This window comes from Nostoc sp. KVJ20 (assembly GCF_001712795.1).
Taxonomy (GTDB): Bacteria; Cyanobacteriota; Cyanobacteriia; order Cyanobacteriales; family Nostocaceae; genus Nostoc.
The window spans coordinates 61,520-74,629 of record NZ_KV757703.1; the positions used below are offsets into that span (position 1 = coordinate 61,520).

General features: G+C 44.4%; 12 protein-coding genes. 3 read left to right on the plus strand and 9 right to left on the minus strand.

Annotation, left to right across the window (positions count from 1 at the left end; all coding sequences use genetic code 11):
• Positions 1-16: 16 nt before the first annotated feature.
• Positions 17-310: a DUF3493 domain-containing protein gene (locus A4S05_RS30160; protein ID WP_069073451.1), complete on the plus strand. Its 294-nt coding sequence runs from the start codon at positions 17-19 to the stop codon at positions 308-310.
• Between the two features lie 351 nt (positions 311-661).
• Here A4S05_RS30160 and A4S05_RS30165 read toward each other — a convergent pair whose 3' ends face one another.
• The gene (locus A4S05_RS30165) at positions 662-2,356 is read right to left on the minus strand and encodes a DUF1565 domain-containing protein (protein ID WP_069073452.1); all 1,695 of its coding nucleotides are present in this window, start codon (positions 2,354-2,356) and stop codon (positions 662-664) included.
• 468 nt (positions 2,357-2,824) lie between these two features.
• Between A4S05_RS30165 and A4S05_RS30170 the strand changes: the two genes are divergently transcribed.
• The gene (locus tag A4S05_RS30170; RefSeq protein ID WP_069073453.1) at positions 2,825-3,361 is read left to right on the plus strand and encodes an alpha/beta hydrolase; all 537 of its coding nucleotides are present in this window, start codon (positions 2,825-2,827) and stop codon (positions 3,359-3,361) included.
• Here A4S05_RS30170 and A4S05_RS30175 read toward each other — a convergent pair.
• From A4S05_RS30175 to A4S05_RS30210, 8 genes are all read right to left on the minus strand, one after another.
• The gene (locus A4S05_RS30175; protein WP_069073454.1) at positions 3,358-3,555 is read right to left on the minus strand and encodes a hypothetical protein; all 198 of its coding nucleotides are present in this window, start codon (positions 3,553-3,555) and stop codon (positions 3,358-3,360) included. The two genes, A4S05_RS30170 and A4S05_RS30175, sit on opposite strands and share 4 nt — an antisense overlap.
• A 151-nt stretch (positions 3,556-3,706) precedes the next feature.
• Positions 3,707-4,327: a low-complexity tail membrane protein gene (locus A4S05_RS30180; protein ID WP_069073455.1), complete on the minus strand. Its 621-nt coding sequence runs from the start codon at positions 4,325-4,327 to the stop codon at positions 3,707-3,709.
• A gap of 105 nt (positions 4,328-4,432) precedes the next feature.
• Positions 4,433-7,594, minus strand: a complete 3,162-nt coding sequence (gene infB / locus A4S05_RS30185) for a translation initiation factor IF-2 (protein WP_069073456.1) — start codon at positions 7,592-7,594, stop codon at positions 4,433-4,435.
• Positions 7,595-7,729: 135 nt separating this feature from the next.
• A complete protein-coding gene (locus tag A4S05_RS42190; protein ID WP_069073457.1) occupies positions 7,730-7,969 on the minus strand; it encodes a hypothetical protein in 240 nt (79 codons plus the stop codon).
• 106 nt (positions 7,970-8,075) lie between these two features.
• Complete coding sequence (locus A4S05_RS30195; RefSeq protein WP_069073458.1) at positions 8,076-8,351, minus strand: YlxR family protein; 276 nt, start codon at positions 8,349-8,351, stop codon at positions 8,076-8,078.
• Positions 8,352-8,499: 148 nt separating this feature from the next.
• Positions 8,500-9,786 carry a transcription termination factor NusA gene (nusA, locus tag A4S05_RS30200; protein ID WP_176727155.1) on the minus strand — a complete coding sequence of 429 codons (1,287 nt, stop codon included), beginning with the start codon at positions 9,784-9,786 and terminating at the stop codon, positions 8,500-8,502.
• Positions 9,787-9,971: 185 nt separating this feature from the next.
• Positions 9,972-10,433 (minus strand): ribosome maturation factor RimP, encoded by a 462-nt coding sequence (gene rimP, locus A4S05_RS30205; RefSeq protein ID WP_069073459.1) that lies wholly within the window; start codon positions 10,431-10,433, stop codon positions 9,972-9,974.
• A 247-nt stretch (positions 10,434-10,680) separates the two neighbouring features.
• The gene (locus A4S05_RS30210) at positions 10,681-12,129 is read right to left on the minus strand and encodes a hypothetical protein (RefSeq protein WP_069073460.1); all 1,449 of its coding nucleotides are present in this window, start codon (positions 12,127-12,129) and stop codon (positions 10,681-10,683) included.
• 385 nt (positions 12,130-12,514) lie between these two features.
• Between A4S05_RS30210 and A4S05_RS30215 the strand changes: the two genes are divergently transcribed.
• Positions 12,515-13,110, plus strand: a 596-nt coding sequence (locus A4S05_RS30215) for a peptidoglycan-binding protein (protein ID WP_069073461.1), incomplete at its 3' end; no start/stop codon positions are given.

Below are 13,110 nucleotides of genomic sequence, written 5' to 3' on the forward strand. Positions count from 1 at the left end.
ATAACATGATTTAGTCATGATAAACCAAAATCCCAAAAATCGTCTTAACCCTGAACAATATGCCAGCCTTAAAGCAGAAATAGCCGCTCCTTATCGTGGCTTACGACAATTTATCTATATTGCTTTCGGTGCTTCTGGCTCCATTGGCGCATTTATCTTTTTTTTCCAAGTCCTTGCCGGACGCGATGTTGAGAGTGCTTTGCCTAGTTTAGCTCTCCAAGTAGCGATCGTTGCTCTAATGGTGTTCCTCTGGCGCTGGGAACAGCGGCGGCAAGCAAGCCCCCAGTCGGGTAAAAATCCTAATTCCTGAAGCGAGAAATTTAGCTGTTAATTTTTTACTGCTTTCTTTTTGCATATCTTTATATTCTTCAAATTTATTAATGATGTTATGAAGATTAAAATATCAACAGAGAAAAAAATAAAAAAATTATTAGGAAATTCCAAAAAGCAAAAATTTCTGAGAAACTAGAAATCGTTGAAACGGGGTCAGCCAATATAAAGACCCTGACCATAAACCAAATAACATTCAAATGGGGTTAGCTATATTTAAAGACCCCAAATTTTATGTTTAAAAAACCCTAGAATAAAAAAACTCACATTAATTGGAAGCGCCAAACTAACAAATTATCAGTTTGGCGCTTCCAATTTGCTAATTAGGTATTTACTGAACTGTTACCAAATAGGATGAAGGAATTGGTTGAGCACGTCCGGCATTGACGAGTGCCTGGTAAACAAAGGCAGCAACTTCGGCTCTAGTCGCCTGACGATTAGGATTGAGTTGCTTGGCTGTGGGATAGTTAATTACTAGTTGCCGTGCAGTTGCCGCAGCAACAGGAGCGATCGCATAACTAGGAATCTGGGCAGCATCGGTGTAAAAGGAAAGGACATTCTGATTATTGGCAGTTAAGCCCAAGCCATTAGCTAGAGCTACTAATGCTTGCACTCTCGGAATTTGCTGCTGTGGCTTAAAAGTGCCATCGGGATAACCAGAAACAAATTGACTTTGGTAAGCAGATTGAATGGCAGCGTAAGCCCAGAAATTGCTTGCTACATCCTTAAATTGAATACCTGCGCGTTTGGATGGTGGTGTTAAGGCTTTAGTGACAATAGTGGCAAATTGAGCGCGGGTTACAGGATCATTAGGTTTAAAGCTGCCATCAGGAAAGCCAGCAATAATATTTTGGGAGGCTAAAGCTTCGATGTAGGTTTTCGCCCAGTAATTTGCTGGCACATCCTTAAAGGCGACAGGCCCTCCAGGCGGTATATCAACACTTGCGGCAACAAAATCTACTGAGCCAAAAATCTTTTTCTGATCAATATCGTTGCCAACAGCAAGAATTGTACTGGTTTTGGTGGCGTTGTTCACATCATAACGAGTGTTATTGCGAATAAGATTGCCACCAGGATTTTCGTTAGTGCCAAGGTCGGGTAGAGCGCTGACAGTTGCTACTAAGCCATCTCGCTTATTGTTCTGAATGACATTCTTACGCAATACAGGCTTGGCTGACTCTGAGATAAAAAGACCGTCTTGGTTTTCGGTAATTTGGTTTTCTACAATTAGAGGTGTGGAAGTCCCGCCGATCGCTAAACCAAAACCAGTATCCTGAAATAAGTTACTCCGAATTTCTCCTTGGGCAGCTCTAGCAATGGAAATCCCATTGCCTTGGTTTTGCACAAAGAAGTTGCCTTCGACTTTGGGATTGCCTGTACCTGTGACAAAAACACCCTCTCTGGCACTGTTAGTAAAAGTACTGTTTTTGATAATCGGATTAGTTGACTCCACCCACACACCCGTACCCCGGCTATTTGTGTTGGTGACGGTGACACCAGTAATCGTGGTATCTTGTCCGGCAAGGATTGTAATGTTCTGTTGGGCAAAGGTGCGACTAGTGTAGAAACCTCCACCTGTAATTAATATCGCCTGACCTTTAGTAGCTTCATCACCCCGCAGTGTTACCCCTGGTTTAAGCAAAAGGGGGAAGGTTTCGCCACTTTCTTGGTTATAGTTCCCAGGTGCTAGTTGAATAACTGCACCTGGTTGAGCTTGACTCAGAGCGAAACTGATGCTTCTGTAGGGTGCTGCTGATGTTGCACCAGCACCAGCACTATCTGCACCAGTTGCGGGATTAACGTAAATCACTGCGGCTGTTGTCGGAACTTGCGCTGTCAGGGTTGGGGCAATACCTTCTGGGCGAGTAGCACCAGCATTAACCTCACCAGGTAGTAGTATTGAGCCGCCGGAAACAACAAGCATTGCCGTTAGTCCCGCTCCCACGCGCAAAGTATATTTGAGATGACTGCTAGAAAGAAGGCGAAAATTTTTCGCTAGAGAAATGTGAAAACCCCGGTATTTCATTTTTTCCGTCTGTGATGTGCTGAATTATGGTGTGTCGAACAAGATTGAAGGTAGCAGCCTTGTAGCTGCTGTAAAATCTATGCAAAACTATACTGGATGATTAGCGCTGATTCAGCTAAATTCCTTAGATAGATCACAGAACTTATACATTAGTTATATTCTTTTATTCAGAAAATTCTACTAGTACACTGTAGCCGAAGTTTGCCTACCCTTAACAATTTACTTGAGCAAATTGTTAAGGGTAGGCCCCAAGCCTTGTTAATTGAGATGATAAATGGATTTTCGCCAAACTCTACAAGAGAGGCTTTTGGGATGAGGTGAGTCTATAAACAAGTCTCTCGCTGTCTTGTCTAAGCGCTTATCCTGCCTTGGCTGATTTATTTCTTGTATTTCCTAAAGCTAGATGCTGCAAATAATGTTGCTGGAATATCATCACAATAAAAGCAAACCTATTGGAAATAGGGAAAAATGCATTTTAATTTTTTGGGGCTGCGTCGCATTTTAGTTTTAGTAGGTAGTACGTGTCTTCTACTTGTGTCCACTCCTGTTTTTGGTGCGGAACGAGTGGTGTTAAACTATGGTATCTTCCGTGAATCACTTTCTGTAGAGGAGCTATCCACTTTTGCCGAAACAGGTGAACTTTCACGTTCACTTCGAGTTAATTTTGCTTTGGCGCGACAAGATCCCAAAGCCATTCGTCAGTATTTAACGGAGCCGGTAAAGGTAAATCTTGTATTTCTAGATCGAGTGCTAAATAGCCAGATTGGTAATATTATTTTGGATCAAATTAGTCAGGTTATTTATACACCTTCTCGGAGAGCAGATCGACAGGCTTTGCGAGCCGCTTTGGTTCTTTCTGCGAGTCAAGACGGGCAGGTATCGCTAATCGAAATTATTGAAAACTATCCCACCAATGAAGTGGAAGTTGATGGCAAACGTTTGGAGAGTGCATACCGTCAACTCCGTCGCTTGCAAACAAATATACAAGATTTACTTAATTTTTAGTAAGCTAAAGTTTCTAAAGTTTCCCTTAAATACCGTTGTACCTGCTGTTCTAAGCGAATTCCTTGTAATTGAGCATCACGTTCTAGTTGCCAGCGTTGAAAACCTGAACTAGTGGAGATCGCACATTTGAGGCTATACCAAATTTCAGTATCAGCAGAAAATTGGCGATCGCTAGAAGCTGGAATTTGAGCCATAGTTCCTCATTCCTTTATTTTAACTTCAACGGTAACTGGGTATTGGGAATAGGGCATGGGCCATTGGGCATTGGTTATTAATTTTTCTCCCTCATCTCCCCCTGCTCCTCACTTGTAGCCCTTTAAAGTGAAATAATTACTTTCGGGGCTGCTATGAATCTGTATTAATCCTAAACAAGGATTGCAACAATCGGGGCACGATTTGATTAACCCGCACCCCTAAAATGGTAAAGTCTTGCTTAATCTTTTCTAAAGATAATGGCTCTATGCCAGCGAATTCTGTCTCATTAGTCACCAAAACTCGCATTACACTCACAGGTATTTGTAAAAATAGATTGCTGCCTAAAAACGCTAATCCCGCAAGCACTAGTGCGAGGCTGCGCCATTGTGGGAGAAATTTCGCTGAATTTGCTACTAGTGGGGCAATTTGGTAAAGATGCCACAGCACCAAAACCGACAATACTGCTGCAACTAATGCCAGAATACGATTTAACTTTGTATTAATTAAACAGAGAATTTTCCGCTGCCGTTCAGTCAGATTTTCTGGCTTTAGGGCTATTCCTAAAAGAGCAAATATATAAAAGGGGCGACGCAACTGCATCCATAACAGGGGGAGAACACCAATGGCGGCAACCAAAAATATTTCCATCCAGACGGGTAAAAACGGCTCGCCTACAGACAGGAAGAATAAGCAGAGTACTAAAAAAACAGGCAACGTCGCCAATCCAGCGACGTGAATCCACAAAATAGGTTCAGAGCGAAATGAATGCATATTATAAAAAGTTGTGAGTTAAGAGTTAGGAGTTAGAAATTAGCAGCCTTTAACTCCTAACTCCTAATTTATCACTCCTAACTTCTAACCATTTTACCCTCAACACTATCTCGTTAAGGTGAGAGTGCGGCGCTTCGTAACCATCTGATAGGATTCGATGATGTCACCTTCAACCCAATCATTGAATTTATCCATGCCGACACCGCATTCATAACCGGCGTTGACCTCACGAGCATCTTCTTTCATCCGTTTTAAGGAGTCAAGGACGCCCTCAAAGATCACCTTACCGCCACGTCGCACCCTGACTTTGCAGTTGCGAATTAACTTGCCAGATTGAACGTAGCAACCGGCAACCGCACCACGACCGACTGGGAAGACGGCACGGACTTCGGTTTGACCCAAGGGTTCTTCCACCAACTCTGGTTCCAAAAGACCTTCCAAGGCATCTTGGATATCTTCTAGGAGTTTGTAGATGACGTTATATTCGCGGACATCGACACCTGCTTCATCGGCGGCTTGTCTAGCGCCACTGGCGAAGGTGGTGTTGAAGCCGATAATTACAGCGTTACTGGCAGCTGCTAAGTCGATATCTGTCTCGGTGATTTCCCCAGCAGTAGCCAACAGCATCCGAATTTGGACTTCGTTTTGCGGGATTTGCTTGAGCGCTCCCACAATGGCTTCCACTGAACCTTGTACGTCTCCCTTCAAGATTAAGTTGAGTTCTTTCAACTCGCCTTCTTGTGCTTGAGCGGACAGGGTTGTAAGGGTAACACGACCTTGTAACAGGCGGGATAGGCGTTGTCTATCGGCGCGATCGCTAGCGAGTGCTCTGGCTTCTTTCTCGTTATGGAAGACCTCGAACTCGTCGCCTGCTGCTGGCACATCACTTAAACCTAGTACCTCGACAGCAAAGGAAGGAGAAGCAATGTCTACTCTCTTGCCTCTGTCATCCACCATTGCCCTGACTTTACCGAAAGCCGAGCCAGCTACCAAGATATCTCCCACATGCAGGGTGCCATTCTGAATTAGCAGGGTAGCAACTGCTCCCTTGGCTTTGTCCAGATGTGCTTCAATTACAGTTCCTTTGGCGGTACGATCTGGGTTGGCAGATAGTTCTCCAACCTCTGCTACCAGCAGAATCATCTCTAAAAGCGTATCCAGGTTTTCACCCCTGATGGCGCTCACAGGAACCATGATCGTCTCACCACCCCAGTCTTCTGAGGTCAGACCATACTGGGTCAGTTCTTGTTTAACGCGTTCTGGCTGTGCCCCTTCTTTGTCAATTTTGTTGATTGCAACGACAATTGGCACTCCCGCTGCTTGGGCGTGGCTAATGGCTTCAATGGTTTGGGGACGGACGCCATCATCAGCAGCCACTACCAATACGGCAATGTCTGTTACCCTTGCTCCTCGGGCCCGCATAGCGGTAAATGCTTCGTGACCAGGAGTATCCAAGAAGACTATCTGCTGGGGTTTACCCTCATGTTCCACATCCACATGGTATGCACCGATGTGTTGAGTGATCCCACCAGCTTCGCCAGCAGCCACTTTGGTTTTGCGGATTGAGTCGAGCAGAGTTGTTTTACCGTGGTCTACGTGACCCATAATTGTCACGACTGGCGGACGACGGTGGAGATATTCTTGGTCTTCTGCACCAACCATTTCCGTAACTTTCCGAGCTTCTGCTTCTCGCTCGGCAGTTTCGACTTCTATTTCTAGTTCTTTTCCTACTAGGGTAATTGTGGGAATATCCAGATTTTGGGTGATACTCACCGCCATGCCTTTGAGGAACAGGATTTTCACAATCTCTGTATCAGGGACGGCTAAAACGTCAGACAGTTCTTGCACAGTCAACGGGCCTGTGATCACCACTTTTTCTGGACGATCGCGCTTTGTTTCGGCTTCTTGGCGACGGTTTTGGTGATGGTCACGACCAGACCCAGATTTAGAACCAGATTTAGAACCAGGCTTTCTCGCTCTTGCAGTTGGGGCGCTAGCAAGTGTTGCACCTGGCATCTGTACAGGTCGAGTCGCTTTGGGTTTGGGAGGACGAGCGATGGAAAGGCTAACTTGGACTGTGGCTGGTGAATCTATATCGTCATCATCCAACAAATCTTCTTCAAACTCATCATCAAGTATGGGTTTGATCCGCTTGCCTTTGACGCCAGCTTTAGCCTTCTCTTTAACTTCGTCAATTATTTCCTCTTCTACCCATTTTTTACCGCCTTTGGTCGGGCGAGGCGGACTTGGGCGTTTCAAATCGAGGAGATCCGGTGTGACTGGTTCATCACCAGAACCTTGAGATTTGCCCGCTATTCCTGACATCTGTCTAGGTGGAGTAGCGATCGGCATTGCGGCTGCTACACCTTCACCTGGACGCGCTGGCCTGGGTCGTTGCCCTTCTCCCAGTTGTGATGGTGCAGATGGTCTATTGCCCCTCTGCTCTGGTCTGGTGGGTGAAGGGGTAGGACGACTTGTTCTTTGTGGTGCGCCTGGTGGAGACTGGTCAGTTGGCAGTTTAGCGACTCTCGGCTTAATTTGCTCGCGATCGCCTTCGGCAGGTCGCAGCCGTTGGTCGCGTTTAAGGATTGGTTTATCTGCCTGAGAGGCTGGCTCATCTGCTACCTGGGCTTCTTCTGCCGCAGGTCTGGCTGGAGGAGCAACTAGTTGCGGTTTGATCGGTTTTTCTGACTTCGGTCTGGGTGGAACTATTTTTTCCGGTTTTGGGGATGCTATTTTTTCCGGAGCCTGATTTGAATTAGGCGTTTGTTCCAGGTCAGCGATCGGAGGTTGCTCTTGAGTCTCTGATTGAGTCCGGGGCACAGGTCGAGTTGGTGCTGCCGGTTTCTGGGGTGAGACTGGTGTAGCGAAAGGCCGTGGAGGAGAGGGAGGATTAGCTTCAGACAAGGCAGCTTGGGTATTGGTAGCAAGTGACGCCTCTGGGGCGTTGGAAGTAGTATTTCTCAATATTTTGGGTTTGAGTATTTCCAAAATTTGCGGTTTGTGGGGTGCAGCAGGTCGGTTACGTCCGCCGTTCGGTGGTGAATTTGGCTTATGGCTGGTTGTACCTAGTTCCTTTTTGGCTGATACATTCGTAGTTGCAAGCTTTTCTGCTGCCGCCCGGATGTTTTCTGCCTCGGATTCTGAAATCGTGCTGCTATGACTTTTGACCGAGATGCTGAGCTGCTCGCAAATTGCTAATAGCTCTTTGTTATCCAAATTCAATTCCTTTGATAATTCATAAATTCTAACTTTGCCGTTGTTCATCCACTCTTCCCCTTTAATTTACAGTTTTAGCGGATGGTTGCCTGGTTTGCGACATCTCCATCCTTGGATTACTGTTTTTAGGTTGCCGTTCAGTTTTTGCCGGTGCCTCCAATCAGGAAAGAGAGATGTTTCGGTTTAATAATGGCATCCCCACCAGCAATGATGGTTAAGGGATACCCATAAAAATTTTTTAAATAAAAGATTTTTATAGGAACCCTGGACGCCGAACTGCGCCTGAGCGCTACCAGGTTGCCATTTTGTAGTTTCTTGTTTTGTTGATTCTGAGTCTTCCACAACACAATCGATTACATCTTGTTCTGGGAATGTTGCTTCGCCCCTTTTGTTATTGGAGAGGCGAATGCTTTTTACACCCATTTACTATTTTGGCACTAACCTTGACGATCAACAGAGGGTGTGATGAAAGCGCGACTTGAGCTTTCTTTTCAATTCCTCTGGAGATTAGGTCACAAAGTTGTTCCAATTAAATTTGGTTTTCGTTTTGGGTATTACTGCGGGCTAGACGTTGCCACAAGCTTTGGTACAGTGTTTCTGGCACTGATGCGTGTAGCGATCGCCCTAGTCGATTTTTTTTTTGAGCCGCTTGTAGGCAACTCATTTCCGGACAAATATAGGCGGAACGCCCCATGCCCTGATCTAATTGTACCTTTCCCGATGGAAAGACGCGGACAATCCGCCAAAACTCATCTTTTGAGCCTACTTTACGGCAACTAATACAGCGCCGATAATTTGGTTTCATCGGTTTTTGATGATCTCAGTCCAGGATCATGGAAGTAAAAAGAAGTTTATTATTACTATTTTTTACTTATACCAAGTAGCTTTTGAGAAAATAATCCTTGAGACTGAGACTACAATCTACAGTATCAAAACTTTACAAAATTAATCAATTATTCATCATCGTTATTGTCAAAACTATCCTCCTCTTCTAATTCGTCCTGATTTTCATCCTCTAATTCTTCTTCATAGTCGAGATCATCTTCCTCAGATTCCTCTGATTGATATTTTGTTCTGACGGCTGCAAATTTGGCATCTTCTCCTGCGAAGTCATACTTAGCTTTGTCTTTGATGTCTATTTTCCAACCAGTCAGGCGAGCTGCCAAACGGACGTTTTGCCCTTCTTTCCCTATGGCCAAACTCAATTGATCTTCAGCGACTAGTACGTGAGTTTGCCGGGATTCAGGATCCATTAGCCGTACTTCATCTACCCGTGCTGGACTTAAGGCATTAGCAATATATGTTGCTGGGTCTGGTGACCAGCGAATTACATCTATTTTTTCACCGCGTAATTCGTTGACTACCACTTGAATTCGTGATCCCCTGGCTCCAATACAAGCACCAACTGGGTCTACGTCGCGATCAAGAGTATCTACTGCTATCTTAGTCCGGGGGCCGACATAACGAGAGGGGGGATTTGCCTCCCTAGCTACGGCAACAATCCGTACCACTTCATCTTCGATTTCTGGGACTTCGTTGGCGAACAGATAAACTACCAAACCAGCATCCGCACGAGACACAAGCAATTGCGGCCCTCGTTGCTGACCTTGGGAAACTTTTTTGAGATATACCTTGAAGGTGGCATTTGCCCGATAATTATCGTTGGGCAACTGTTCCCGCTTCGGTAATTCGGCTTCTACTTCTGGCTGACCAAAATTACTGCTGACTGCCAAAACTACAGATTGCCGCTCAAACCGCAGGACTCTTGCTTGCAGGACAGTTCCTTCTAAATCTTGGAACTCTTCTTGCACCATCTGGCGCTGTTGATCCCGTAATTTTTGCGCCAATACCTGCTTAGTTTGCATTGCCGCCATCCGACCAAATTCTCCTTGATCGGGGGTAACATCCAGTACTACAGAGTCTCCTAACTGCGCTTCAGGAGCTACTTGTTGAACTTCGTCTAAGGAAATCTGATGGTCTGTGTTATCGACCTCTTCAACAATGGTTTTAGTGGAAAGAACGCGAAACCCTTCTCCTTCAATATCAAGTTCTACTTCAAAATTCTCAAAATAATCTTCTTCAAACTGTTTGCGCTCTAAATTTTGGGCACGACGATAACGTTCATAACCTTTGAGTAGTGCTTCTCTAATAGCTGATTGAACTGCAAGCCGGGGTAAATTCCGCTCGCGACTTATACTTTCAATTAATTCTTTTAATCCAGGTAAAGTAACCATTGACATAAGCAATCTCCTTTAAAAATTAGGAACTAGGGCCTGGGCATTGGGCATTGGGCATCGGGCATGGGGCATTGGGTGCAAAGGCAAAAGACTTGCAGCAACTTACCCTCTGCTCCTCTGCTCCTCTGCTCCTCTGCTCCTGCAATCCCTAGTCCCTCGTCCCTAGTCCCTAGCCTCTAATCACTTGTTTATCGGCGCTCGTCTAGCTGCACCTTAGTAATTAGGGAGCGGGGAATTTCGACTACACGACCTTTTTGGTTTAAGTAAAGTGTTGTCTCATCCCGGCGAATCAACTGACCAATCCACTCTTGTTGTCCGTCGTAGGGTGGCGAAGTGGAGATGATAACAGGAAATCCTTTAAAAGAAATAAACTCCCTGTCTGTTACCAATTGCCGCGAAATACCAGGACTAGACACTTCCAAGACGTATTTATCTGGAACGATTTCCGCAGCATCTAAGGAGGCTTCTAAAGCACGGCTCATCCTCTCACAATCATTCAAACCGGTGTCTTGCTGAGGATTGCGAATGTCTATCCGCAACACTGGTGGACTTTGGTTGGTGTGAAAAACCACGCCAACCACTTCCAATCCCAGTTCTTCTGCCACTGGTGTCGCCAAATCAATAATTTGTGGAACTAAAGGATGAGCCATGAGAGAATTCAATAAAAAAAGTGGGCTTCGACCCACTTCCTGCGATAGGTATATCTTCCAAGAAGTCTTGTGACGAACCAATCATGATTCGCCTAAATCGAGTTTAGCGCATTTATGGGATAGTCGGGCATTGGGCATCGGGCATTGGGCATTGAAAAGAGGCAGAGGAGCGGGGGGCAGAGGGGCAGAGGGGAAAACTCTTCTCCCTTGCTCCCTGCTCCTGCCCCCTGCTCCCTCTTCTAACCCTCTACCCTTCCCGTATTTTGGGGAAAGTAGTGCCTTTCTCAACTACTGCTGGAACTGATACTTGTGTTCTTAGCTGCCTGGTTTGCTCGATAATTTGGTCTATGTCTTCTTGAGACAAACGCTGGACGTAGTTGATTTTTATTTCCTCTAAGAAGTCAAAAAGTAAACTCTGAATTTCTGAAAGTACGTGTTTTTCCTTCATTTCAGATCCCAAGGCATCACTGAAGCTTTGTACGAGTTGACTGGTGAGTTTTGCGCCAACTGGATCTTCAACAGCACTAACTAAAGTTTTGTAAAGATTAGTTGTGATTTGAGTCGCCATTTGTTCGCTTAATTGGGTTTGAGCTTGTCCCACGCCAGGGAGGTTCTGGAGGTTTCGGTAGACGGGAACTTGATGGAAGACGGTTTCGATGTTGTGGCGCAAAATGGCAACGATCGCAGGTTGAATTTCGGGTAACACTTGGTAAACAATTGTTTTTACCAAAAGACCTGCGATCGCTTCTACTTCATTCACATTATTAATATCTATGTAGGGACGTAAATTTTCTTGTTGCGAGAGCCAACTTGTTAATTCACCCCGCTGAATTGAACCCTGAACTTGATTAATTACCCTCACCACTACAACTTCTGTGAGTTCTTCGGCAAAGTTGGCGACAATTCCCTGATGAATTTGTTTTCGCACTGGATGGAGATCCAATAATTGCGCTTGATCTAGGCGGACTAATACAGGTAAGACTCTCAACCATCGCCAAAATGGCAGTACTAAAAATAGGTCGTACCAACGCCACAATAGTGCTTCAAACCAGTTCAAACCAGGATGTTGGCGTCTGATTAAGAAGGTACGCCCCAGCAATTCTACGCCAAATAAAATCACAAAGGGTAAGTCAAGAATCCAGAAGTTATCAACCAAATCGCCATTTTCACCGATTTGGCGGTAATAGTTAGTAGCAATCAAAGGGCTGATTCTATCGTTAAAAAAATTAATTTCTTGAATCCAGCCATTTTGTGATAAGTACGGCTGACTCCAAAAAGTGGCGAAGGATTGTTTTGCAGATTCGTTACCGATGCGATCGCGCATCCGATTTTTGATTTTTTCCAGAGTACCACTCTTATTCACTCCCGCGAACGGGTTAGTGTCAATCATCTCGTTGCTAAGACGCCTTATTTCTTCTAGCTTGCTCTTTACCTCAGATGACTCTAAACCTGTTTGGCTGACTTGTTCTTCTAATGCCTTGACTGTTTCTAAATAATTTTTCGTGTCTCGATAGGGTTCAATACCCTTTACTGGATCATAAATCTGAATAATTTGGGGAATTTTTCGCAAGTAGAAATCCCGCCAAGGTACGTAACTTAAATCAAACAAAACTAATCCTAAATTTACGGTGGCAGCAATTGCCATAAATCTTTCAAACCAAATATTTCGCTGCTTAGAATATTTTATATTTTTCATTTTTTGTCATATATTATACGCTTCTTGTTTGTTGGAATACTCTAAGCTCTTTCATTTATGAATTTTCGGTTCTTTCCAATCAATTACAGTAATTTGCAGTTGATTAAACCCCATTAGGGGGGAATATCTTTGCGTCCCTACTGTAATTTACTGTTCAAAGGGTGTATTCAATTCAAATGATAACTGCTGTATCTCTGCTAATCAAAGATACTTCTTTGGATGGATGACACAAACTATTTTCTGTAGTTCTAGTTAAAATTGACAAAAATAAATCAAAAATTGTTCAAAAATCATTAAATAATCGCAAAAAAAGTTATTAAACAAACTTAAAATGCAGCTGTTAACATTTATAATCCTGCTGATTTAATCCAAAGGAGTTTTAAATATGTGGTGTGGGTTTGGAAAATCAAGCGCAACCTTTGCTGTTACTTGCCTGATAACTGCTAGTTTAGTTGTAGACACAGGTTTCGCAGCCCCTCAACGTAGCTATACGCCCCAGCAATTCCGTTCTGTATTGCGCGGATTAGGCTATAACGTCAAGGTCACAAATACTGCTTTGACGGATGAGGAAACTAAAAAGGCAATTCGTGAATTTCAGACAGGTTATAAGCTAAAGCCTGTTGATGGGATAGCAGGGCCAAAAACCCAAGATTTTGCTGCTAACATCGTTAAAATTCTGCAATCAAATTTGAATGCAGTGTTGAAGCCAAATCCTCCCTTACCGCGCGATCATTTTTATGGTCCCCAAATGGAAGCGGCGGTGAAGGAATACCAGAAGAAAAATCAGTTGGAAGAAACCGGAATTGCTAATTTAGCGCTCCGGCAAAAGCTTGATCAAGAAGCAAAGACACTTTTGGGTCAGCCAACAGCTAAACCAACAGCTAAACCGACAGCTACACCAACGGCTAAACCGACAGCTAAACCGACAGCTACACCAACAGCTAAACCGACAGCTAAACCAACAGCTACACCGACAGCTAC